Source organism: Sutcliffiella horikoshii (genome assembly GCF_021991925.1).
Lineage (GTDB): Bacteria > Bacillota > Bacilli > Bacillales > Bacillaceae_I > Sutcliffiella_A > Sutcliffiella_A horikoshii_F.
Window position 1 is genome coordinate 636,170 of the sequence record NZ_RXZI01000002.1, and the last position, 24,230, is coordinate 660,399.

At 44.1% G+C, this 24,230-nt stretch carries 19 protein-coding genes; 18 read left to right on the forward strand and 1 reads right to left on the reverse strand.

The features are described 5' to 3' along the window. Positions 1 to 140: 140 nt before the first annotated feature. The 7 genes from EKQ44_RS08435 (at position 141) to EKQ44_RS08465 (ending at position 9,921) form a co-directional block, all read left to right on the forward strand. On the forward strand, positions 141 to 3,485 hold the full coding sequence (locus EKQ44_RS08435) for a GH36-type glycosyl hydrolase domain-containing protein (protein WP_237663104.1): 3,345 nt from the start codon (positions 141 to 143) through the stop codon (positions 3,483 to 3,485). A gap of 59 nt (positions 3,486 to 3,544) precedes the next feature. Next, entirely contained in the window at positions 3,545 to 4,636 is a 1,092-nt protein-coding gene (locus EKQ44_RS08440) for a Gfo/Idh/MocA family protein (RefSeq protein ID WP_237663105.1), read from the forward strand. A gap of 135 nt (positions 4,637 to 4,771) precedes the next feature. Beyond that, positions 4,772 to 5,758, forward strand: a complete 987-nt coding sequence (locus EKQ44_RS08445) for a LacI family DNA-binding transcriptional regulator (RefSeq protein WP_237663106.1) — start codon at positions 4,772 to 4,774, stop codon at positions 5,756 to 5,758. Between the two features lie 415 nt (positions 5,759 to 6,173). After that, complete coding sequence (locus EKQ44_RS08450) at positions 6,174 to 6,896, forward strand: ThuA domain-containing protein (protein ID WP_237663107.1); 723 nt, start codon at positions 6,174 to 6,176, stop codon at positions 6,894 to 6,896. Positions 6,897 to 6,909: 13 nt separating this feature from the next. Next, positions 6,910 to 7,944 carry a Gfo/Idh/MocA family protein gene (locus EKQ44_RS08455; protein ID WP_237663108.1) on the forward strand — a complete coding sequence of 345 codons (1,035 nt, stop codon included), beginning with the start codon at positions 6,910 to 6,912 and terminating at the stop codon, positions 7,942 to 7,944. Positions 7,945 to 7,959: 15 nt separating this feature from the next. Further along, the gene (locus EKQ44_RS08460; RefSeq protein ID WP_237663109.1) at positions 7,960 to 8,928 is read left to right on the forward strand and encodes a sugar phosphate isomerase/epimerase family protein; all 969 of its coding nucleotides are present in this window, start codon (positions 7,960 to 7,962) and stop codon (positions 8,926 to 8,928) included. Between the two features lie 234 nt (positions 8,929 to 9,162). After that, positions 9,163 to 9,921: a sugar phosphate isomerase/epimerase family protein gene (locus EKQ44_RS08465; RefSeq protein WP_237663110.1), complete on the forward strand. Its 759-nt coding sequence runs from the start codon at positions 9,163 to 9,165 to the stop codon at positions 9,919 to 9,921. Positions 9,922 to 10,151: 230 nt separating this feature from the next. Here EKQ44_RS08465 and EKQ44_RS08470 read toward each other — a convergent pair whose 3' ends face one another. After that, positions 10,152 to 12,572, reverse strand: a complete 2,421-nt coding sequence (locus EKQ44_RS08470; RefSeq protein WP_237663111.1) for a beta-galactosidase — start codon at positions 12,570 to 12,572, stop codon at positions 10,152 to 10,154. Between the two features lie 488 nt (positions 12,573 to 13,060). Between EKQ44_RS08470 and EKQ44_RS08475 the strand changes: the two genes are divergently transcribed. From EKQ44_RS08475 to EKQ44_RS08525, 11 genes are all read left to right on the forward strand, one after another. Then, a complete protein-coding gene (locus EKQ44_RS08475) occupies positions 13,061 to 13,321 on the forward strand; it encodes a metal-sensitive transcriptional regulator (protein ID WP_010196754.1) in 261 nt (86 codons plus the stop codon). Positions 13,322 to 13,561: 240 nt separating this feature from the next. Beyond that, entirely contained in the window at positions 13,562 to 13,789 is a 228-nt protein-coding gene (locus EKQ44_RS08480) for a sulfurtransferase TusA family protein (RefSeq protein ID WP_226682211.1), read from the forward strand. 39 nt (positions 13,790 to 13,828) lie between these two features. Beyond that, the gene (locus EKQ44_RS08485; RefSeq protein WP_010196750.1) at positions 13,829 to 14,305 is read left to right on the forward strand and encodes a DsrE/DsrF/DrsH-like family protein; all 477 of its coding nucleotides are present in this window, start codon (positions 13,829 to 13,831) and stop codon (positions 14,303 to 14,305) included. A gap of 15 nt (positions 14,306 to 14,320) precedes the next feature. Next, the gene (locus EKQ44_RS08490; RefSeq protein ID WP_237663112.1) at positions 14,321 to 14,677 is read left to right on the forward strand and encodes a rhodanese-like domain-containing protein; all 357 of its coding nucleotides are present in this window, start codon (positions 14,321 to 14,323) and stop codon (positions 14,675 to 14,677) included. Between the two features lie 27 nt (positions 14,678 to 14,704). Then, the gene (locus EKQ44_RS08495; RefSeq protein WP_237663113.1) at positions 14,705 to 15,001 is read left to right on the forward strand and encodes a rhodanese-like domain-containing protein; all 297 of its coding nucleotides are present in this window, start codon (positions 14,705 to 14,707) and stop codon (positions 14,999 to 15,001) included. Positions 15,002 to 15,032: 31 nt separating this feature from the next. Continuing rightward, positions 15,033 to 15,584, forward strand: a complete 552-nt coding sequence (locus EKQ44_RS08500) for a sulfurtransferase TusA family protein (protein ID WP_414491270.1) — start codon at positions 15,033 to 15,035, stop codon at positions 15,582 to 15,584. A gap of 51 nt (positions 15,585 to 15,635) precedes the next feature. Further along, the gene (locus tag EKQ44_RS08505) at positions 15,636 to 16,763 is read left to right on the forward strand and encodes an MBL fold metallo-hydrolase (protein WP_237663114.1); all 1,128 of its coding nucleotides are present in this window, start codon (positions 15,636 to 15,638) and stop codon (positions 16,761 to 16,763) included. A gap of 276 nt (positions 16,764 to 17,039) precedes the next feature. Beyond that, positions 17,040 to 17,822 (forward strand): sulfite exporter TauE/SafE family protein, encoded by a 783-nt coding sequence (locus EKQ44_RS08510; RefSeq protein WP_237663115.1) that lies wholly within the window; start codon positions 17,040 to 17,042, stop codon positions 17,820 to 17,822. A 523-nt stretch (positions 17,823 to 18,345) separates the two neighbouring features. Next, complete coding sequence (locus tag EKQ44_RS08515) at positions 18,346 to 18,798, forward strand: site-2 protease family protein (RefSeq protein ID WP_237663116.1); 453 nt, start codon at positions 18,346 to 18,348, stop codon at positions 18,796 to 18,798. Between the two features lie 15 nt (positions 18,799 to 18,813). Continuing rightward, on the forward strand, positions 18,814 to 19,572 hold the full coding sequence (locus EKQ44_RS08520) for a (S)-benzoin forming benzil reductase (protein WP_237663117.1): 759 nt from the start codon (positions 18,814 to 18,816) through the stop codon (positions 19,570 to 19,572). A gap of 421 nt (positions 19,573 to 19,993) precedes the next feature. Next, a complete protein-coding gene (locus EKQ44_RS08525; RefSeq protein ID WP_237663118.1) occupies positions 19,994 to 24,184 on the forward strand; it encodes a DUF6359 domain-containing protein in 4,191 nt (1,396 codons plus the stop codon). Positions 24,185 to 24,230 lie beyond the last annotated feature (46 nt).

Here is a 24,230-nt window from a genome sequence, read left to right on the forward strand (position 1 = left end):
CCGAGGAGGCTCCAGCAGCGCCCCTAGGAAAGCGAAGCCATTTGCGGAAATCAACAGCGGTATTAAACGGATATTTAGAATAATGCACTTTTTCAACAGCCTCGTATGCTCAACAACAAAATTAAAGGAGGACTTTAATCATGCAAACAACCACAGCTAATCAAAAGATTAACATACAAGCAGGAGACGTCTGCTTCACCTTCCTAAACAGCGGAGATCTCTTCGAAGCAACACACAAAGAAATCATGATCAACCAATGGATGTCCAACCCGATCGACGGTGCATTGAACAACCTATACCTTCGCGTTCACGGCGAAAACGGCATCCAAGCCTACCCACTACTAGGCGTAAAATCAACCAGCAACACAAGCCATTCCCAAAACGGAATCAAATGGGAAGGAACAGCGGATGACATTGGCTATTCCGTTACTTTCCGTCTATCTGAAAAAGGCATCTGGTTCTGGGATGTAAAAGTGAATGGAGAAGGCCAAGCAGTCGATATCGTTTACGGTCAAGACGTTGGAATCGGAAGCAAAGGACTTGTTCGTACAAACGAATCTTATCTTTCTCAATACATTGACCACACCGTATTTGAAGACGAGCAGAATGGCTATGTAGTCTGCTCCCGTCAGAACCAGCCGCAGCCGGGAGGTTTTCCATACCTGCAACAAGGTTCCCTGACAAAAGCAACGGGCTACTTAACGGATGGCTTCCAATTCTTTGGGCTTTCTTACAAAGAGACAAACGAACCAGAAGTGCTAACAAAAGAGACACTTGCCAATGAAGTCTATCAGTACGAATTTGCTTATACAGGATTACAATCCGAAAAGGTTGTGCTGGATGGACAAGAAAGCTTCGTATTTTATGGCAATTTTAAAGAAAATCACCAGGAAGCTGTAACGGAGCTGGAGTTTACAGAGGAGGTTGCACAAGCTTGGGAAGAAGTGAAGGGGCTTGCTTCTGACTCTTCTGAAGTGCTGGAGAAAGTTAAGACTAACGCCAACTTAAACGGTGTGCTTTCCGGATCTTCTTTTACAAAAGAAGAGCTGGATAAATACTTCCCAGTTCGCCAGCAGGAAGAATGGGACGGAGATACCCTGCTTTCTTTCTTCACTGATACGTATGAGCATATCGTGCTAAAAGAAAAAGAGCTCATTGTAGAGCGTCCGCACGGTCATATCATCATGTCAGGCAATAATGACAAAATGACGGAAAACATCATCACCTCTACTTCCTATATGTACGGGATCTTCAACTCCCAGCTTGTGGTAGGCAACACTTCCTTCCATAAAATGATGACAAATGCCCGTAATGCATTGAATGTCATGAAAACTTCCGGACAACGTATCTATGTGGAAGTAGAAGGACAATACAAACTTTTAACGATGCCTACATTATTTGAAATCGGCTTTAACTATGCTCGCTGGTACTACAAAACGGCGGATGATGTGATTGTGGTGACGAACTATACGGTAGTGGATTCGCCTGACATTCAATTAGAGGTAACGTCTGAAAAGGGTACAAACCATCGCTACCTTGTTACCAACCAGATCTCTATGAATAACAACGAGTTGGTTGTTTCCTATGAGATGAACCAGGATGGCAAGGTGCTGACGTTCACAGCGGTAGAAGGCTCTGACAGCAAACATGTTTACCCAGATCTTGCTTATAAGCTGACTGTGGAAGGTACAGAATTTACCGTTAGTGACGAAACAAAGCTTGCAGAGGGAGTGGCTCCTGGATCTGCTTCCCTTGTGGTATTGGAAACTGAAGCAACTGCAAGCTGGACGATGACGGTTCAAGGGTTGTTACACGGGGAAGAGAGGGAATTTGTGACTCCGGACTTTGCCACAGAAGTAGAGCTTTACCGTGCATTTTTTGAAAAAGTGATGAATGGATTCAAGCTGACATTGGGCGGCGAAAGCAAGGAAGAGCTAGAAAAGATGAATGCCACTGCATGGTGGTACACTCACAACATGCTTGTTCACTATTCTGTGCCACATGGTTTGGAGCAGTACGGTGGAGCGGCATGGGGAACACGTGATGTATGCCAAGGGCCGACGGAATACTTCATGGCAACGCAAAACTACGAAAGCGTCAAGGAAATCATCAAAAAGGTATACACCCATCAATATGAGGATACAGGGAACTGGCCGCAATGGTTCATGTTCGATAGCTACAACCGCATCCAAAGTGAAGAGAGCCATGGAGACATCATCGTTTGGCCACTTAAAGTGTTAAGTGATTACCTGACGATCACAAAAGATTACTCCATCTTAGAAGAAAAGGTTCCTTACACGGTTCGTGGTGCTTTCACTTTCACAGAAGAAAAAGCTACTGTGTTGGAACATGCGAAAAAAGAAATTCAATATATCAAGGATCACTTCCTACATGATACATTCTTATCTTCCTATGGGGATGGAGACTGGGATGACACGCTACAGCCAGCAAATGCCCAACTGAAGCAATACATGGTATCGAGTTGGACCGTTTCCTTGACATACCAAGTATTGAACACTCTTTCCAAAGCACTTGAGGAAGTATTGACAGATGAAGCAGAAGATCTAAAGGCTTTGGCGAAAGGAATTGAAATCGACTTTAACAAATACATGCTTGCATCTGATGTAATCCCTGGTTTTGTCTACATGGAAGAACAGGACAAACCGGAATTGATGGTACACCCTGAAGATACGAAAACTGGCATTCATTATCGTTTGCTGCCGATGACTCGCAGTATGATCAGCGAACTATTGACACCAGAACAGGCGAAAGCACACTTTGAGCTTATTAAGAAAGAGTTGTACTGCCCAGATGGCGTCCGTCTTATGAACCGCCCTGCAAACTATGCAGGTGGTGTCAGCACTCACTTCAAACGTGCAGAACAAGCAGCAAACTTCGGTCGAGAAATCGGCTTGCAATATGTTCACGCACATATCCGTTACGTGGAAGCGATGGCCAAGCTCGGGAAGACCGATGAAGTGTGGAATGGCTTGAATACAATCAACCCAATCAACATCCAGAAGGCAGTGCCAAACGCAGAGCGACGTCAAAGCAACGCTTACTTCAGCTCTTCTGATGGCCAGTTCAACGACCGTTATGAAGCACAAGAGCAATTCGGCAAACTGCGCGACGGTTCTGTAAAAGTAAAAGGCGGCTGGAGAATCTATTCCAGCGGACCTGGAATCTACATGAACCAATTGATCTCCAACTGCCTTGGCATCCGTTTCCAATCTGGAGACCTTGTAGTGGACCCTGTGCTTCCGGAGGATCTTGACGGTTTGACATTTACGTATAAAGTAAACGGACAAGATGTGACATTCATCTATCACCTTGGACAGAATCATAAAAAAGTACTTGTTAATGGAACAGAGGTTGCAGGAAAAGCGACTGCGAACCGCTATCGTGAAGGTGGTTTCGTAATTGGTAAAGAACTACTGGACCAACAGCTTTCCCATGGCGAGAATAAAATTGAGGTATACTTATAGGAAAAGGCAAATACGGCGTAGCAAGACTGCGCCGTATTTCTTCATGAGGAGCAGATAAGATGGAAAAAATGAAAGCAGGCATCATTGGAACCGGCACCATTAGCGGAATTTACTTAGAAGCACCATCCAAGTTTACTATATTAGACATCGTCGCAGTGGCGGATCTTGACATAGAACGGGCAAAAATCAGGGCAAAGGAGTTTCAAATCGAAAAGGTTTATACGGTGGCTGAAATGCTTGAGGATCCTGAAATTGACATGATCATCAACCTTACTATCCCAAAAGCCCATTATGAGGTGACACTTGCGGCACTTGAAGCTGGCAAGCATGTTTTCGTGGAAAAGCCACTTACACTAGATGTGGAGGAAGGCAGGAAAGTACTGGAGCTTGCCAAGCAAAAAGGGCTCCGTGTAGGATCTGCACCAGATACGTTCCTTGGTGCGGCATTACAAACATGCCGGAAGCTGATTGATGATGGAGCGATCGGGCGTCCGCTTGGTGCTACCGGCTTTATGCTAAATGGCGGCCCAGAAGGCTGGCATCCCTCCCCAGATTTTTATTATCAAAAAGGGGGTGGGCCGATGTTTGATATGGGTCCATATTATCTCACCGCTTTTATTCACTTACTGGGACCGATCAAGCGAGTAACAGGCTCAGCGCAGTCGGGCTTTACAGAAAGAACGGTGACCAGAAGCGAAGACTATGGGCGCAAGCTACCAGTTGAGACTCCTACGCATGTGGCAGGCATTTTGGATTTTGAAAGCGGGGCAGTCGGAACCCTTGTGACAAGTTTCGATGTATTCGGCGGAACAGAGCATCCTTGCATCGAAATTCATGGTACAAAAGGAACATTGAGTGTGCCAGATCCAAACAATTTTGGTGGTACTGTCAGACTTCGGGAAGCAGGATCCCATTCGTTCAAGGAAACGCCACTTTCCCATCACTATGCAGAGAACAGTCGGGGAATCGGTGCAGCGGAAATGGCACACGCCATTAAGGAAGGCCGTCCACATCGCGCAAATGGAGAATTGGCACTCCAAGTACTTGAAGTGATGCATGCTATACATGCGTCCTCCACAAAGGGCGTCCATGTCGATATAAAAAACAGATGCGAGCGACCAGCAGCACTCCCGATGGGGATGGTCCTGTAAAAGCAGGAAGTGTCCATTATAATAGGGAAACTATTGATTTATGAAAATGTTTACATTATGCTAGAAGAAGGAGATTGAAACGTTTCGAAGGGGAGTTGGATCAGGATAGATCCGCTTTCATGAGGGGGTAAAAAAGTGGCAACAATCAAAGATGTGGCAAAGCTTGCTGGAGTGGCTGTTTCAACAGCTTCCTATGCGCTGAACAATGTAAATAAAGTCAGCCCGGCGACCATGAAAAAAGTGCAGGAAGCCGCAAGGGAACTGAACTATTTTAAAAATGGCTTTGCCTCTGACCTAAAAAGAACAAAAACAAACACAATAGCACTCATATTACGGGATCTTTCCGGTCCTTTCTATTCTGAGCTCATCAAAGGGGTACAGGAAGTATCCATGACAAATGGCTACGACTTGATAGCATGCAGCTCTGTTGGAGGAGCGCAATCCACTGCAGCAAAATTTTTAAAAGAAAAACGGGTGGATGGTGCGATCATCCTCGCCCATAATATAACCAATGATATTGTGCTAGAATCGGCACGTGAAGGATTTCCAATTGTAGTGCTTGATCGGAAGCTTAATCATGAGTTTGTGTATCAGGTGGAAGTGGACAACATCCATGGCGGATATGCGGCCACGGAATACTTAATCAACAAAGGCCACCGTGAAATAGGATATGTTAGCGGGCCTTTAAATTCCCATGATAACCAAATGCGCTATGATGGTTATATGGGTGCATTAAAGGACTACGGCATCAAGTTCCAAAACAAATGGAAGGTGTTCGGGGACTTTACGCGTGAAGGTGGTTACCGGGCAACGAAAATGCTGATCGCGCAACGCCAGCTTCCTGAAGCCATTTTTTATGCCAATGACGAGATGGCAATCGGCGGTTTGCAAGCATTCAAAGAAAACAAAATCAGCGTGCCCGACGATGTTTCCATCATCGGATATGACGATATCCAGTTGGCTGAATATGTGAACCCTCCGCTTACGACGGTAAGACAGCCCAAGTATGAGGTCGGGGCGTTAGCGGTCCATGTGGTGTTCCAAGCATTGGCAAAAGAGGATACAGTGGAAAATTATTATAATCTATCCACCGAGATTGTGGAACGCAAGTCGGTAAAGTAAAATAGAGGAATGGCCTTTTCTGTCATTAAGTGACGGGAAAGGCTTTTTTTATGGTCACTAAAGAATCAAGTCGGAATTTTACAATCTAGTTCGGACTTTAACATTGAAAACGCTTTATTATCCATTTATAATGTAGGAGAGTTGTCTTGAAACGTTACATGTACTGCAATATGGAAACGTTCCCACACAACTGACCACAACCAATTAATAGAGTTAGAGATTTTGCAAAAATAGAAGTAACCTAGCTGATGATTGGAGCGAAAGGCGAAGACTCCGGCGGGAGGTAGCGGTAGGTGGAGACCCCGCAACGAAGTGAGGAGGCTCCAGCAGCGCCCCGCGGAAAGCGAAGCCTGGCGCGGAAATCAGCAGCGGTGTAACCCAAATAGACTGGTAGCAAAGAAAGGGGCAACAAACAATGATCAGAGTGACAGTATGGAATGAAAACCGACATGAACAAACAAACGAAAAAGTGAGAGAAGTATATCCAGAAGGCATTCACGGTGCCATCGCTTCCTTCCTAAAAGAAGAAAACCATGAAGTAAGAACCGCCACATTGGACGAGCCAGAGCACGGACTTACCGAAGAAGTATTGAACAACACAGATGTTCTTTTATGGTGGGGCCATGTCGCGCATGACGATGTGAGCGATGAGATCGTTACTCGCGTAAAAAATAGAGTACTAGACGGAATGGGATTGATCGTTCTTCACTCTGGTCATTTCTCTAAAATTTTCAAAACATTGATGGGTACGACATGTGACCTGAAATGGAGAGAAGCAGACGAAAAAGAGCGCATCTGGGTAGTATCACCAGGCCATCCAATCGCAGAAGGAATCGGGGAGCACATCGATATCGAGCGCGAAGAAATGTATGGAGAGCATTTCGATATTCCAGATCCGGACGAGCTAGTATTTGTGAGCTGGTTTGAAGGCGGAGAGGTATTCCGCAGCGGTTGCACATACAAGCGCGGGAGAGGGAAAGTATTCTACTTCCGTCCAGGCCATGAAACATACCCGACTTACTATCATGAAAAAGTACAAAAAGTTATCAGCAATGCCGTTAACTGGGCAAAACCGACTACGATCGGTGATGTATATTACGGAAATGCAAAACCATTAGAAGAAATCAAAAGCAAATAAGGGGGACAACAAAATGAAATTACGAGTTGGAGTAGTAGGATGCGGAAGTATCGCTAAGCACCGTCATATACCGGAGTACCACGCAAACCAGAACGTGGAGATTGTGGCATTTTGTGATGTCGTGAAAGAGCGCGCGGAGCAAGCTGTTGAAACATATGGCGGGAAAGCTTATGAAAGCTATCAAGAAATGATTGACCGTGAAGAATTGGATGTTGTGAGTGTATGCACACCAAACTATCTGCATGCCCCTGTATCCATCTATGCTTCCAAAGCTGGTGCACACGTTTTATGTGAAAAGCCGATGGCCACATCAAAAGAAGAAGCGGATGAGATGATTGCTGCAGCGAAAGCGTCTGGCAAAAAGCTGATGATCGCGCACAACCAACGTTTTGTTCCATCCCACCAAAAAGCAAAACAACTGATTGAAAGCGGCGAAGTAGGTAAAATTTACAGCTTCCGTACAGCATTTGGACACCCTGGACCAGAAGGCTGGAGTGTGGACGGAAAAGACAGCTGGTTCTTCCGTAAAGAAGAAGCATTCATCGGTGCGATGGGAGACCTTGGTGTGCATAAGTCCGACTTGATGCGCTACCTTTTAGGGGAAGAAATCGTGGAAGTGGGAGCGTTCATCGAAACGTCTTCCAAAGAAAACACAGATGTGGACGATACGGCAGTTTGTGCGCTAAGAACGGAAAGCGGAATTGTTGGAACACTTGCGGCTAGCTGGTCTTACAAGCGTGAAGATAACTCCACAATCATCTATGCGGAAAAAGCCGTTCTTCGTCTTGAAGACGATCCGACCCATTCTTTAGTCGTACAATACGCAACAGGTGAGACAGTTCGCTATGAATTAGGCAAAATCCAAAGCAATGATGCAGGCGGACAAACTGGTTCCCATGTGATCGACCATTTTGTAGCAAGCATCCTTGAAGATAAAGAAGTACTTGTAGACGGAAATGAAGGAAAGAACTCCTTGATGGTTATTTTAGGGGCGCTTGAGTCCAATGAAACGAAGAAGATCGTCAACATCCAAAACGAATTGAACTAAGGAGCGTGAACACAAATGAAACTAGGCGTATTTACCGTCCTTTTTGCAAATAAACCTTTCACGGAAATGCTTGATTATGTGAAAGCATCAGGTCTGGATGCAGTGGAAATCGGTACAGGCTGCTACCCTGGAAACAACCATTGTCCTTTGGATACCCTTTTAGAGGACGAAGGGGCACGCAATGCGTATATGGAGGAAATCCATTCCCGCGGCTTGCAAATCAGTGCATTCAGTTGCCACGGTAACCCCATTTCACCTGATGAGGCTTTTGCAAAAGAATCACATGAAACCTTACTAAAAACAATTGACCTTGCTGCTTTGACAGGAGTGGAAGTGGTGAACTGCTTCTCCGGCGTTCCTGGTGACAGCGAGACGGCAAAAGCGCCAAACTGGCCTGTTGCACCTTGGCCAAATGAGTATGGCGACGTCCTGACTTGGCAGTGGGAAACAAAGCTTATCCCTTACTGGAAGGAAGTAGGGAAGTACGCAGAAGAGCGTAACATCAAAATCGGTCTTGAACTACACGGCGGATTCTTGGTGCATACGCCACACACTATGTTGAAACTTCGTGAATTAACGTCTCCTGCAATCGGCGCAAACCTCGATCCAAGTCATCTTTGGTGGCAAGGGATCGACCCTGTTGCAGCAATCAAAATCTTAGGAAAAGCTGGCGCCATCCATCATTTCCATGCAAAAGACACATACATCGATCAGGACAACGTGAACATGTACGGCTTAACGGACATGCAGCCATACGGCGAAGTCCAAACCCGTGCATGGAGCTTCCGTTCTGTCGGATGCGGCCATAGTGTTCAAGAATGGTCCGACATGATGAGTGCATTGCGTACGTACGGTTATGATTATGTCGTAAGCATCGAGCACGAAGACCCAATCATGTCGATTGAAGAAGGCTTTGCCCGTGCGGTATCAAACCTTCAATCTGTATTGATCAAAGAACAACCTGCTGATATGTGGTGGGTGTAAGTTTTAGCTATTGTGAACAAGCAACCAACGATCTTGGTTGCTTGTTTTCATAAGGCTCTTTGTTGCTATTCACTAGTAAAAAGTCGTCAGTTGGCCTTTCTACAGCTTAGATACTTTAATAAATGCAGCAGTAAATTCAGTATTGCAGGGAAAAGAATAAGGTATATAAAGGTTGGTTCATAGGGAAGTAAAAAAAGTAAACGGAATGAACCAAAAATAAGGAGGCGGATGAGGATGAAACACAAGATTGCTGCACAACTATATACAGTACGTGATTTTTTGGAGAAAGATTTTATCGGCGTATTAAAAGAATTAAAAGACATGGGCTTTGCGGGTGTCGAAATGGCAGGACTATACGGCCATGATCCAAAGGAAATCGCAGCTGCTTTGAACGAATTGGAGTTGTCCGTTGCTGGCATGCACGTAGGGGTGGATCGATTACGCAACGAGCTTCCTGCCGTGTTGGATGAAGCAGAGCTATTCGGAACGAAGCACCTTGTCATGCCATATGTGGTGGAAGAGGACCGAACGGAGGAATATTATGTTTCTCTGAAGGCTGAATTGAACGAGCTTGCTCCTGTACTGAAAAAAGACGGCTACACGATCAGCTATCATAACCACGATTTTGAGTTTGAGAAAGAAATAGATGGAAAGGTAGTCTTGGAATATCTCCTTGAGCCAAGTGCTGATAACTTGCTGCATGCCGAATTGGATGTTTATTGGGTAACAAAAGCAGGTCGTGATGTTTTGGACTTCTTGTCCCCTTTAGCAGGTCGCGTTCCAACGTTACATATGAAGGATATGGCACCTGGTGAGGAAGGAAGCTTTGCAGAAGTAGGTACAGGTGTCATCGACTTTGAACCGGTATTGCGCTGGGGAGAAGAGAATGGGGTCCAATGGTACATCATTGAGCAGGATGTGTGTCCAGGGAATCCATTGGACAGCTTGCGTGTGAGTATTGGGAATCTTAAAGGGATGATGGAGAAAATTTAATTTTAAGTGTAACAGGTGGCCGCCGGGGGAAGGGGGCTGCCTGTTTTTTGCGGTTTTGGGAAATCGGCACGAACTTGGTGGATTTTGGCACGAACTCGGGGCGTTTTCGCACCAACTTACCTCATTTCGGCACCAACTCACCCTGTTTCCGCACGAACTCGACTAAATCACAACAAAAATGCCCAGATACCTTGCTCCTATAAGGGGGAAAGGGTACCTGGACACCTGTTTTATGTGAAATAGACCACTAAATGATCATCAATTTTCCCATGTTTCTTCGAAGTAATTAACATTCTTGAAGAATCAACCTCTTTCACATGATAATCTTCATTCTCCAGCACAGCCCTGGTGGTTTCCAAGAGAATGCTGTCACTGCTTTGAGTTAATCGGAAGGCAATGGAGTCAGCGTTAACCTCCATAATTTCAGCAGTCGAATAAACTATTTTCACTCCCGTTTCCTCCAACGTAACATTCATCGGAAGCATCACACCATCTTTACTTTGCAAGGTGAACGTACGGGCATCCAAGAGCTTGTCATCCTCTAACTGAAGCTGAATGTCCTTCTCAAATCCATCCAAATTCAACAGATGAATAAAGCGCTCATCGCCATTAGAAACAGAAGTTGAGAATATCCCATGGTACTCTGAGTCATGGGTTAGACCCGCAACCGCACCAAGTCGCTCAAGTGCCGTTTTGAAAAGGTCGATATCACAGCGATATGCCGTGGCAAGCACGATAGCACGCCCCTCCCCAACCTTCGCGTCAAAACCACAAACATCATCCGATTCCGTGACACGCATGATGGCTTCTGCGTCAGCACCAAGCTTAAATGTTTGGGTAAAATAAGTGCGGATCTCAGGTCGATCGGCTGCCCATCTGTCTGCTGTTAAGGACATAAAACGCCCGTGTTCATTGAATGTTACGCATAAAGGCTTCACCCCAAGCGCATCAGCTAACACAGTGAAAGACTTGCCTTCCATATCAAAAGTCGGTACCTCCCCATACAATAGAATTGCTCCACCGCGCTTCAAATACTCCGCCAATTTCACTTGGACCGCCCTATCCATGTAGCGGGCAGAAGGGAGTACAAGTACCTTGGTCACTTCAGGGTCCAATTCTTTATTTTGCACATCCACGGAACTGAAACGGTAACTTGCAAGCAACATGGCTCTCGCAACGATCTCCCATGCGCCTGCCCCGCGATGCATCGTAATATTGTCGACGATCTCCCTCATTTTCGTACTATCGGGGTAGCGATATTCGGTCATATAATAGTCCGGAATAAACGCAAAGGCAACAGAATCTCGATCCTCATCCATTGCAGCGAGCTTATCCCCAACCGCCATCATCGTTTTGATGGAGCGTGCCATGCGTGGGAAGGTGTAGTTCAGCTTACCCTCTGGATTGACTGGTGCTGCAAAACCGTGACGCTCTCCAGTGGAAGCGATGCGGCCGTTCCCATCGCCAACTGCTTCCTCCATTTTATAGTTATATCCGCCGGTAAACAGGTAATAGTTGATCAGACGATTTCCCTGTGCCACACACATTCTTGTTTTGAAATCGGCAGCAGAAACATCGTAGCGACCACCATAGGTTTCTCCAAAATTGCCATCCCCACAGTTAAACTCGACGCTAGTCAGTGGCTGATCAGGATTGTGTACAGCATCCATAAAACCATTGATTAAGTAAAGATCTTGGAATGATTCCATATCTAAATCCCCAAAGTAGATGTCAGACCCAGACAAGTATCCATCGCCTTGTGTATAGGATTCATAAAGCTGAGAGATACCTATTGGATACGTCAACCCGCGGCCCCCACCTGTTCCATGGATATTGACAATGAAAGGCACATCCTTCACACCGAACTCTTCAGCAAACTCGCGCAAAATAGCAACATAACGGGCAAAGCGATCTCTCATGTAATGGCCAAGGTCGCGCATTAGTTCCGCTGCATACTCTTCCTTAGGAGAACGGATGCCAATGATCCTTTCAGATGCAACTTTCAAATTAAATGGATATCGCTGCTTTAACTCCGACTCTTCATAAACTTCTTTTAACCAGCGAGTAAAGTCCTCCAACAACTGTTCCGTCAAATCAGGGCAGTTGCTGACCCAAGAAAGCATCCCGATTTCATTATCAAGCTGCACTCCGATGATATTCCCACCGTTTGTGTGCAAACGTGGAGCGAGTATTGCCATCACAGCCTCATACCACTTTTTCGTTTCTTTTAGGAAGTTAGGAGCCAAGTAATCAAGTGTTGGTGTGGTTGCTGTATTCCCATCCCACCCAACTGGAACGATTTCGGGGTGCTTCTCGGCTACCCAATGGGGTATTCCTTCATTTTTCATTTCTGCCATGATGAATGGACCTGGTCTTGCAAAGAAATATAGATCATTTTCGGCACAGAGGTCGATAAATGCACCTAAGTCCAGTTCCGGTCGAGTATGGCCGTCCAGATCCACCTTTCCTTCAACAGGTTCATGGCACAGCCAAGGGATATACGTTGCCACGGCATTACAGCCTGCATCCTTCAATTTATGGATTCGATCCTGCCAATCTTTTCGTTCCAACCGGTAATAATGTATTTCTCCGCACATAATGAGTACGGGTTTATCATCTATGAGTATCTGTTTGTTTTTTATTACAATCATGTCTCTTCATCCCCTCTAAAATAAATAGAAAAGCGCTTACAAAAACACTTAAATCGAAACGTTTCGCTAGTTAATATACAAGATTAATCCTACCACATATGAGTGTCTGTTGAAACGATTTTATTTAAGAGGGATACTATTCTAAGGTATAGAAGGGACTAACTAACCGCATTTTATATAATGACTTTGTTTAAACATACTGTTGATTTTAGCAGCAACCTAGCTGTAGATTGGAGCAATAGGCAAAGAATCCAGCGGGAGGGTAGCGACAATTTTGAGATCCCGCAGGGCGTAGCCCGAGGAGGCTCAAGGTCGCCCCGCGGAAAGCGAAGCCTAGTGAGGAAATCAACTGCGATGTTTTACAGAACTATTTAATAAGGAAGAAAAAGATTTCTTTCTAAAAGGGTTGACAATATACCCTTAGGGGTATAATATATGAGCATAGACATTGTTACTACATCATTTTCAACAGGAGGTGCATGTCTGTAATGGAATATACAAACCAAATGAAGAATCGTTTGAAGCGTGCCGAAGGGCAAATCAGGGGAGTTCTTCATATGATGGAGCAAGGTGAAGATTGCCGAGATGTGGTATCACAATTAAATGCAGCAACTACTGCAATTGAACGTGCCATTGGCGTCATCGTAAGTACAAACTTGGAGCAATGCGTCCGAGAAAATGTACTAAAAGGTGAAGAGACCAGCGAAATGGTGCAACAAGCAGTTGATCTCCTCATTAAAAGCAGGTAGTAAAAAAAGTACTTGATAATATACCTTAAGTGGTATATTATAGAGTTATTGATACCCACTAGGGTATTTGGATGAAAGGTTGCATCATATTTTTTTATATGTTATTATACCCCTAAGGGTATTCAAGTAAACTCATTATTTTTTTTGAAGTAAAATATACCCTACCAGGTATAAAGATATAAACAATATTTTTTTAGTAAAATAAATACCCCCAGGGGTAAAAATCAGGAGGAATTACACATGAATGTAAACAAAGTATTAGACGCAAAAGGATTAGCTTGCCCAATGCCATTGGTGAAAACGAAGAAAGCTTTAAATGAAGTCAACAGCGGTGAGATTTTAGAGGTTATCACGACAGATAAAGGTGCGAAGACTGACCTTACTGCATGGTGCAAAGCAACTGGAAACGAGCTATTAGACATGAAAGAAGAAAACGACGTATTTACTTTCTATATTAAAAAAGCGTAACGCCAGATATAACAATAAACAAAGGGAGAGGATCTTAACATGGAAAAGAAAAAAACAACGATTGTACTTTTCAGCGGTGACTATGACAAAGCGATGGCAGCCTATATTATTGCGAACGGTGCTGCAGCTTATGATCACGAAGTAACAATATTCCACACATTCTGGGGCTTAAATGCACTTCGTAAAGAGGAGCTTGTTCCTGTAAAGAAAAACTTTATTGAAAAAATGTTCGGCAAAATGATGCCACGAGGGGCTAACAAGTTGCCATTATCCACAATGAACATGGCTGGCATGGGTCCGAAAATGATTAAAGGCATCATGAAAAAGCATAACGTTCAATCTTTACCAAGCTTGATTGAAATGGCAAAAGAACAGGATGTTAAACTTGTAGGCTGCCAAATGACAGTGGACTTACTTGGCTTGAAGCACGAAGAAATGATCGACGGTATCGAGTACGCAGGGGTTGGCGCTTATTTAGGCGATGCTTCTGAAGGTAATGTCAACTTATTTATCTAAAAGGAGTGTGGCTTGATGGAGTTTCTTCCTTATATCTTAATGGGGCTGGCAGCGGCCTTTCTTATTAGCAGAATGAAGCCGACTGCTGGCGTCCGTCAGATAACTACAACTGAATTAAAACAGGAATTAAACGATAAGAACAAACAATTCATTGATGTTCGCACACCGATGGAATACAAAGGGAATCACATACGACAGTTTCAGAATATCCCGTTGAACACCATTGGAAACAGCATGAATAAACTTTCTAAAGACAAAGAGACAATTGTGATCTGCCAAAGCGGCATGCGCAGTAATGCGGCCGTGAAGCAATTGAAAAAAGCAGGGTTCACCAAACTTGCCAATGTAAAAGGTGGCATGAATGCCTGGTAATTTTAAATAAAAAAGGAGTTGTCAAACATGAAAGAGATTACACCACAGGAATTAGAAGCAAAGCTTGCTGCAGGGGAGCAGTTATCCATTATAGATGTACGTGAAGCAGAGGAAGTGGCTGCAGGTAAGATTCCACAAGCGGTGAACATCCCGTTAAGTTTATTAGAATTCCGAACGCAAGATATCGATAAGTCTAAAACACATTTCATGGTTTGCCGTTCAGGTGGAAGAAGTGGAAAGGCCTCCATGTTCTTAGCAGCCCAAGGTTTTGAAGTCATTAACATGGTTGGCGGAATGCTAGAGTGGGAAGGTAACGTAGAATAATATTATTTTCGAAAAAGGAGATGACCTACTGATGAATGTAAACTTGACTGTAGACGCAAAAGGATTGGCATGTCCAATGCCGATTGTGCGTACAAAAAAGGCGATTGACCAAATTGAATCCGGAGAAGTTTTAGAAGTACTTGCTACCGATAAAGGTTCCAAAGCAGATATCAAAGCATGGGCAGATAAAATCGGCCATCAATATTTAGGAACGCTTGAAGAAGGCGATGTACTGAAGCATTATATTCGTAAAGCAAGATCAGAAGAGGAAAAAGAGGAGCAAAACTATCCTCATGTTGCAACGAATGAAGAATTAGCTGGGAAATTAGAAACAGGCATTACAGTACTTGACGTCCGTGAACCAGCCGAGTATGCATTCGGACACATTCCTGGTGCAGTATCCGTTCCATTAGGTGACCTGGAAGGTGGCATTGCTGATTTAGACAAGGAAAAAGAAACGTATGTTGTTTGCCGTACAGGAAGCCGCAGTGATATGGCTGCACAAAAATTAACAGAACTAGGTTTTACAAATGTAAAGAATGTTGTTCCAGGAATGAGCAAGTGGGAAGGTCCTACAGCTTAACGACTATCTAAATTTTTTTAAAATAAATTATACCATAGGGGGTATTTATTCATGTTAAACGCAATGACTGCAAAAGATGTAACGAAAAAGATTTTGGCTAATGAATCATTATTTATTTTAGATGTGCGAAACGAAGATGCATTTGCTGATTGGAAAATTGAAGGCGCATCTGTTGAGCATAAGAATGTACCTTACTTTGAATTGATGGATGGCGTAGAAGAAATCTTAGACCAAATTCCATCAGAAAATGTGTTAGTTGTTTGTGCCAAAGAAGGTTCTTCTATCTTTGTTGGTGAGATGTTAGTGGAAGCTGGCGTGAAAAATGTTTCTTACTTGCAAGGCGGAATGAAGGCTTGGAGTGAGTACTTGGAGCCAGTTAAGGTAGCAGATCTTAAGGGCGGCGGTACATTGTGGCAGTTCGTTCGTATCGGAAAAGGCTGCTTATCCTACCTAGTTGAATCTGATGGTTCTGCAATGATCATTGATTCCACGCGTATGGTGGATCAATACATTTCATTCGCTGAGGCTAAGGGATTAAAAGTGGTACATGTGGCTGACACGCACTTGCATGCCGACCATATTTCAGGTGGACGCATGCTTCGTGAAGCAACAAATGCAACGTACTGGTTACCTCCAAAGGATGCAGAAGAAGTAACGTTCGATTATGCAGCACTTGAAGATGGAGTGGAAATCACAGTGGGTACGACAAAGGTTGCTGTACAGGCGATTTACTCTCCTGGTCACACAATCGGAAGTACATCATTCGTAGTGGATAACCGTTTCTTGTTAAGCGGTGACATCCTATTCGTAGAATCCATCGGCCGTCCGGACCTTGCCGGTAAAGCAGAGGACTGGGTAGCGGATCTACGCGAAACACTTTACTCTCGTTACAAAGGGTTGTCAGATGATTTAGTTGTGTTACCTGCTCACTTCGGTACAATGTCCGAAGTTGGTGAAGGTGGCCTTGTGGCAGCACGTCTAGGTGACCTGTTTGAAAATAATGCAGGCCTGAACATCGAAGACGAAGCGGAATTCCGCAAACTCGTTTCCGAAAACCTGCCACCACAACCAAACGCATACCAAGAAATCCGTCAACTAAACATGGGCAAAATCAACCCAACCGAAGACGAACAACGCGACATGGAAATCGGTCCAAACCGATGCGCGGTGCACGGATAAAAAAATTGTGAAGAGGGGTCAGACCCTCAAAGGTATTCCGCCCTTCGTGTCGAAGGGCGGAAAAATTCATTAAAGGGGAGTTATCCATAAATAATGGTCCCCCAGTTAATTGTAGTGCAGGATGTGAGACTCCGGCGGGAGGTAGCGGTAGGTTGAGACCCCCGAGCGTTGTGAGGAGGCTCAAGCACCGCCCCGCGGAAAGCGAACATCCGGAACGGAAATTAACTGAGTAATATGCAACACCGTACTAGGTAGACCTAGAAGGAGGGATGCTTTATGGAAATTGATATTATGTGGCTTTTAGCTTTGTTTGCGATAGGTTTCATCGGGTCGTTTGTGTCGGGGATGGTGGGTATTGGTGGTTCGATCATCAAGTATCCAATGCTTTTATATATTCCACCGATGCTAGGGCTTACTGCGCTTACGGCGCATGAAGTTTCCGGTGTAAGTGCGGTTCAGGTGTTTTTCGCCACCATTTCAGGTGTATGGGCCTACCGCAAAGGCGGCTATCTAAATAAAGGTCTTATCATTTATATGGGAGTAAGTATCCTGATTGGTAGTTTTATCGGAGGATATGGTTCCCGCCTCATGAGCGCTGATGGTATTAATATGGTTTACGGTATTCTTGCACTTATAGCTGTTATTATGATGTTCGTTCCTAAAAAAGGCATTGATGAAATACCGTTAGATCAAGTTACCTTCAATAAAGCGCTGGCTGCGATCCTTGCATTTATCGTCGGTATCGGATCGGGTATTGTGGGAGCTGCTGGGGCATTCCTGCTCGTACCGATCATGCTTGTGGTACTGAAAATCCCTACACGCATGACGATTGCGACGTCACTTGCAATCACCTTTATCTCTTCCATCGGTAGTACCGTCGGGAAGGTCACTACAGGCCAGGTCCTATTGGTACCAGCAATCGTCATGGTCATCGCGAGTATCATTGCGGCACCAATCGGCGCAAAGCTTGGACAGAAGATGAATACGAAAGTGTTGCAGTGGATTTTGGCGTTACTGATTTTAGCGACAACTATCAAAATCTGGTTGGATATTATATAAAAGAAAGAACTAACTCTTTGAAAAATGGAGTTAGTTCTTTTAGTGTGTAGACAAAAAGAATATGCAATACCCATGGCAAGGCCACTGAAAAACCTAATAACATACCTTTTAGATGATTTCTAGCTGTTGTTTGAAGCAATAGGCGAAGACTCCAGCGGGAGGGTAGCGACAATGTTGAGACCCCGCAGGGCGTAGCCCGAGGAGGCTCAAGGTCGCCCCGCGGAAAGCGAAGCCGTTTGCGGAAATCAACAGCGGTATGAAACATATCTTTAAAAATAATGTAGTTTTTCAGTGGCCTCGGCGCAAGCCGAGGAGGCTCCCGGAGCGCCCGTAACCAACATCAATAAATAAATGCAAATCTGAAGATAATTATAAAGAACTAACTCTTTAAAAATGGAGTTAGTTCTTTTTCATTTAAAAACATTTCTATGGTTGCGGATTAAATGTACCAGCCAAAATTTCCCCATTCAAATCTTGCTCATGTATAATGAAACCAACGACTTAAAAAGAAGGTTGCCTTGGTATGCTTGATACATTGATGTTTTTTTATTTGGTCGTCCCACTTGTCCATTTGATTCATGAGGCAGGTCACGTGAGTATGGCAAAACTGTATAAGGTGAAAAACACGGAGATTGGGATTGGAGTAGGCCCGAAGATCTTGGATTTCTATTTTAAGGGAACACGCATCCAGCTTAACATCATCCCTTTCTTGGGAGGGTACTCTACTAATGCACATACAGGAAAGTTGTCAAAGAAAGAGATAGCTTTGATTTCCTTTGGTGGGCCTCTTTTTAACTTACTTTCCATTGTTTTGATGCTACCATTTTGGACTCCATTCCAGTTTTCTTTTTCAGCTTTGTTTGTCTATTTCAGCCTCTGGATTGGCATTGTCAATCTTATTCCATTTAAATTAGGAGAAAAACGATCGGACGGCTGGCAGATTGCTTCTTCCCTGATAAAGTTTAAAAAAAGATAGATTGGGAGTGATAGAATGAACTATTTTATCGTCACAGGCTCTTCCAAAGGACTTGGAGAAGCTACAGTAAAACTACTATTAAAAGAAAACCATCATGTGATATGCATTGCTAGAAATGAAAATAAGGATCTAGAAAAGATAGCAAAAGAGAATGGCGCAGAAATTACTTTCTTACAAGAAGATTTGAGCAAGCATGAACGGGTGACCGGTATTGTTCAATATCTTTTAGCCAAAATGGAAGAAGATAATCAGGTGGAGGGAATATACTTGGTTAACAATGCGGGAATGGTCGACCCGATAAAGCCTGCTGGGAAAGCGGAGGAGACCGCGATGACCAAAGCAGTTCAACTCAACCTCCTTACACCGATGCTGATGACAAATGAATTCATCCGGCTGACGGAGGAATGGACCTGCAAAAAGGTAATTGTCAATATCAGTTCCGGTGCAGCAAATCGTCCAATCCATGGTTGGAATACCTACTGCACAACAAAGGCCGGGCTAGATATGTTCACGAAAACGGTGGGACTCGAGCAAAGTCAAGCTGAACATCCGGCAACCATCCTCTCTTTTTCGCCAGGGGTCATGGATACAGGGATGCAAGGTGTCATCCGTAGCTCTGACAAAAAAGATTTCAGTAATGTGGAAACGTTCAAATCCTACCATGAAGAGGGGCAATTAAGAAGTCCCGAGTTTGTAGCCGAGAAAATGATTGAACTACTATCATCAGATAATGTAGAAAATGGAAAAGTTTATGATATAAAAGAATTCCTCTAAGAAGCGCACTTATCGGTGTGCTTTTCTTGCATCTAAAAGGAGATACCCTTTCTCTCGAGATTGATGGGGAAGTGCTGGAATTCAAAAATCACTAGATATAGGTGACCGTTTCTCTCATGCTTGCTGAGGGGGACGGTTCTTTTATTTCAGATATTACGACTTCATTTTGTTAATATATTCCTTAATGTGACAAAAAACCTATTATTCTGATTATTTTTGAAACTATTGCACTATTCAGTGTAGCAAATTAGGTTAATATGTCGTATGTCCACTTTTATGAACGTCCTGCATAATAAAGTTGGAGTTGTTAGACTTTAAAGAATTTTTACAATTACTTTACTGCAAAACAACAATGCGTTTACACAGCTCACGTATATTGGGAAAGTGTACGACGTCCAACCATAATAAAGGAGGAAAACAAATGCGACATCATTCTAAAAGAGTTGTCATGATTCTATTAGCTTTCATATTAGTATTTTCTAATCTTTTGCCTGCTATGAACATTACAGCTTTTGCGGCAGAAAACCAGTCAACGGCTATTACAGTGGAGCAAGCGATTGCCAATAATAGCGGTACGGCAAATGTAGAGGGGTATATTGTGGGGACGGTTGTGTCCACGACCAATTTTGATTTGGAGGCCCCTTGGTCTCAAGCTACTAATCTAGCTATTGCGGACTCACCGTCAGAGACAGACATTAGAAAAATGCTACCAGTCCAACTACCTAATAATTCTATTAGGACAGCACTAAACCTTGTTGATAATCCGGGTAACTACCACGCAAAAATTCAAATTACTGGTTCACTTGAATCATATTTTTCAGTACCTGGTTTAAAAAGCCCAACCGCTTTCACCATCATCGACGGCGGCCAGGATCCTGAACCTCCAGCAGAACCAGAACTAATCACACTTGCTGAAGCACGCACGAAAAGTGTAGGACAAGAAGTCATCGTTCAAGGTGTTGTCACAGCCGACAATGCAGCAATCGGCGGTGGAAAACTGTCTACTTACATACAAGATGAAACAGCGGGAATCAATTTGTTTTCCAATAGTCTATCAGGTTTCCCTAATCTTGTAGAAGGTCAAAAAGTTGAAGTGAGAGGGAAGATCGCCCTTTATAACGGTCTGCTTGAAATCATGCCGAATGCCAATGGCATTGAAATTTTAGCTGAAAATGAAACACTTCCAGCACCAACACCTATTACTATTGAAGACCTTCAGTCTGCCACTGTGGCGGAGCCTTTAGAAGGCCAGCTTGTAACAGTGACAGGTTATGTTTCCAATAAGCCATCTTCTCCGGCAGGTGGCGGATATAATGTAACATTGACGGATAATGATTTTAATTCCACCACATTACGTGTGATGGAAGGTACGAATGCAATTGATGCATTGGAAGCAGGTAAGTGGTATGAGATTACGGCAATCTTAAGCCAATATAATACGTATCAAATTTTACCAAGAAAAGCGTCCGATATTGTTTTAGCAGCAGAACAACCTGAACCGCCAAGTGCGGCTGGAGAATATCCAGCGGTTGTAGAGCGTGTAACGGATGGCGATACGATACGTATCATTTCTCCATTATTCGGTTCCCAAAGCGTTCGTTATGTAAATATCGACACGCCTGAAACCTATCATTCTATCAAAAACAATCTTGATCAAAATCAGATGGATCATGGAAAACGTGCAACGGCACATATGCAGTCCTTGTTAAAAGCAGGGGACGAGGTCATTTTGAAAATTGGTGATGAGCCGACTGATAATTATGGCCGTATCTTGGCACAGGTTTTACGTAAGTCAGATCGATTAAATACAAACCTTGAAATGGCAAGAGAAGGGTTTGCTGTGACGTATTTCATCTGGCCAGTTGGCCCTGAAGATGAATACAACGAATTCCAGACAGCCGTGAAGGAAGCGAAGGACGCTGGAAAAGGTATTTGGAGTGAAGAAGATCCATTACTCGAACTACCCACTTTCTTCCGTGCTCGTTATGAAAATAACCAATTGAACAAGCCGGTTGGAAACTCTGATACAAAAGAGTATGTACAACCTACAGAGTGGGAACAAGTACCTGTTGAGAAACGCATCTTCTTCTGGAACGAAGCAGAGGCATTGGCAGCTGGCTTCACACCTGCTGAAGATGGAGGAGAAGAGCCAAATCCGAATCCGGGCGAGCTTGTATCCGTCCAGCTTTTAGGAATGAATGACCTACACGGTAAGATTGATCAAACTTATGACTTATCAAGGGACTTTGGCATTGCAGCGGCAGGCCGCATGGATTATGTATCGGCATATTTAAAAGACCGTAGAGAACAGAATCCGAACACGTTGATCGTTCATGCAGGTGACATGATCGGAGGAAGCTCCCCAGTTGCAGCATTGCTTCAGGATGAGCCGGTTGTTGAGATCATGAACGAAATCGGATTTGATATTGGTACTGTTGGTAACCATGAGTTTGACGAGGGTACAGAAGAATTTTTACGTATGGTAAATGGCGGAGACCATCCAGATGGTAAAGGAACAGAAGGATATGAAGGAATGAACTTCCCGAATGTTTGTGCCAACTGCGTCTGGAAAGACTCCGGTGAAACCTTCCTGCCTCCTTATGAAATTTTAGAGGTTGGCGGAGAACAAATCGGTTTTATCGGTGTAAATACAACGGCAACATTGAATATGGTAATCCCGGATGGCATCCAGGATATCACGTTTACGAATGAAATACAGGCAGTAAATGAAGCGACAGAGGAATTGAAAGAGCAAGGAATCAAAGCAATTGTGGTCCTTTCCCATATGCCAGCTTCCCAATCAGGAGAAACGGCTACTGGGGACGCGGCAAACCTTGCCAAAAATGTGGACGATGAAGTGGACGTTATTTTTGCAGCACATAACCACGAAATCGTAAATGCGATGGTGGACAACAAGTTGATTGTCCAAGCATTGGATTATGGAAAAGCATTTTCTGCAGTGGACCTTGAAATTGACCCTGCAACAGGCGATATCGTGAACAAGGAAGCGGAAATTGTATTTGTTGACCAAAGCAAAATGGATCCAGATCCAGTGGTAACGGAAATCCTTACAAACTATGAAAACCGCATTGCCCCTATTTTAAATGAAGTGATCGGGTATGCGGAAGTGGCAATGGAAGGCGGATACGGTGTTCGTGGTGAGATTGGCGACAATGCCCTTGGAAACCTTATCGCAGATGGCATGAAAGCAGAAATGGATGCAGATTTTGCCTTGATGAATGGCGGTGGAATCCGTGACAACCTAAATCAAGGAGACATCACTTGGGGCGAGCTATTCAACATCCAGCCGTTCAACAATGTGTTGATGAAGCTTGAAATAAAAGGTGCAGATTTGTATACGATCATGAATGCACAACTTCAGGCTCCATATGGACCAGACTATAGTATTGCTGGTTTCCACTACACATGGGATGGTTCCACTTACAAAGTGGTAAATATCACGTTCCCAGATGGCACACCGATTGATAAGGAAGCAACATACACAGTTGTAACTAACAACTTTATGGCAACGTCCACAGGAAGCAAGTATCGTCCAATTGGCGAACTTGGCAAAAACCCTGTGACAGGACCGGAAGACTTAGAGGCAACAGTGAACTTTGTACGTAGCTTTGACGGACCGATCAACTATGCAGCAGAAGGCCGCATCTCTGAAGTGGGCGAGCCTGGCGGCGAGATCGGTACAGTCACAATCGCAGAAGCTAGAGAAGCTGCGAACGGCAGTGTGGTAACGATTGAAGGTGTTGTTACGACAACTTCCGGAGCATGGGGCCAAAAAGGATTCTATGTACAGGACGAAACAGCTGGAACGTACGTATTCCAAAATGCTGAGGATGTTGTGCCGGGTGATGTGGTAAAAGTGACAGGTGCAATTGGTTCTTATAATGGAGAGTTCCAGATCAGTTCTTTGACTGCATTTGAAAAGACAGGTACTGCTGATGTGCCTTCAGCTCAAGTAATGACGCCAGCAGAACTTGGAAGCTCTAATGAAGGGGAGCTAGTAGCTGTTGAAGGTGTGGAAATCTCAGAGCTCAAGAGTGTGAACAATTTTGGTACTTTTGAGTTTGTGGCAACAAAGGATGGAGAGTCTGTAGTTGTCCGCGTGGATAACCGTACTGGATTAGTATTCAATGACTTCGCTTTTGAAAATGGAGACCTGGTTACTGTGACAGGTATTTCTGGTAAGTTTAATGAAATAATTCAACTCAAGCCTCGTGGCGCAGCTGATATTGTGGAATTCGAGGAAGACTCCTATGAAGAGCCGGAAGTGAAGTATACGGTGGAGAACAAATTCCTTGATGCAAAAGGAAAAGAATGGAAGAAGCTTGAAAGAAAGTCTGATGTAACAGTAAGCACTACAATTGCTAACCATGTACGCGATACTCGTGCGTTCACGGTTTCCATGGAGCTAGTGGACAAGCATGGCAGAGTGAAACATTCTTCTGAAGAAGCCTACGAAGTGACAGGCGAGAGTGAAGAAGTGTTTAATGTGAACGTTGCAATTCCTGCCAACCATACAGGACAACGCTATACGCTGACGGTAGTGGTGAAGGATGCGGAAGGTACCGTAGTGGAGAGAAGTGAGATTCAATAGTTAGTGTTTTGAAGGGGAGGGCTTTCGGGTCCTCTCTTTTTTTGAT

Coding starts and splice junctions, on each gene's coding strand:
- EKQ44_RS08500 (WP_414491270.1), top strand. CDS start 15,033: ATGAATGTAAACTTGACTGTAGACGCAAAAGGATTGGCATGTCCAATG.
- EKQ44_RS08480 (WP_226682211.1), top strand. CDS start 13,562: ATGAATGTAAACAAAGTATTAGACGCAAAAGGATTAGCTTGCCCAATG.
- EKQ44_RS08505 (WP_237663114.1), top strand. CDS start 15,636: ATGTTAAACGCAATGACTGCAAAAGATGTAACGAAAAAGATTTTGGCT.
- EKQ44_RS08460 (WP_237663109.1), top strand. CDS start 7,960: ATGAAACTAGGCGTATTTACCGTCCTTTTTGCAAATAAACCTTTCACG.
- EKQ44_RS08515 (WP_237663116.1), top strand. CDS start 18,346: ATGCTTGATACATTGATGTTTTTTTATTTGGTCGTCCCACTTGTCCAT.
- EKQ44_RS08510 (WP_237663115.1), top strand. CDS start 17,040: ATGGAAATTGATATTATGTGGCTTTTAGCTTTGTTTGCGATAGGTTTC.
- EKQ44_RS08485 (WP_010196750.1), top strand. CDS start 13,829: ATGGAAAAGAAAAAAACAACGATTGTACTTTTCAGCGGTGACTATGAC.
- EKQ44_RS08440 (WP_237663105.1), top strand. CDS start 3,545: ATGGAAAAAATGAAAGCAGGCATCATTGGAACCGGCACCATTAGCGGA.
- EKQ44_RS08475 (WP_010196754.1), top strand. CDS start 13,061: ATGGAATATACAAACCAAATGAAGAATCGTTTGAAGCGTGCCGAAGGG.
- EKQ44_RS08495 (WP_237663113.1), top strand. CDS start 14,705: ATGAAAGAGATTACACCACAGGAATTAGAAGCAAAGCTTGCTGCAGGG.
- EKQ44_RS08435 (WP_237663104.1), top strand. CDS start 141: ATGCAAACAACCACAGCTAATCAAAAGATTAACATACAAGCAGGAGAC.
- EKQ44_RS08450 (WP_237663107.1), top strand. CDS start 6,174: ATGATCAGAGTGACAGTATGGAATGAAAACCGACATGAACAAACAAAC.
- EKQ44_RS08455 (WP_237663108.1), top strand. CDS start 6,910: ATGAAATTACGAGTTGGAGTAGTAGGATGCGGAAGTATCGCTAAGCAC.
- EKQ44_RS08470 (WP_237663111.1), bottom strand. CDS start 12,572: ATGATTGTAATAAAAAACAAACAGATACTCATAGATGATAAACCCGTA.
- EKQ44_RS08490 (WP_237663112.1), top strand. CDS start 14,321: ATGGAGTTTCTTCCTTATATCTTAATGGGGCTGGCAGCGGCCTTTCTT.
- EKQ44_RS08465 (WP_237663110.1), top strand. CDS start 9,163: ATGAAACACAAGATTGCTGCACAACTATATACAGTACGTGATTTTTTG.
- EKQ44_RS08520 (WP_237663117.1), top strand. CDS start 18,814: ATGAACTATTTTATCGTCACAGGCTCTTCCAAAGGACTTGGAGAAGCT.
- EKQ44_RS08525 (WP_237663118.1), top strand. CDS start 19,994: ATGCGACATCATTCTAAAAGAGTTGTCATGATTCTATTAGCTTTCATA.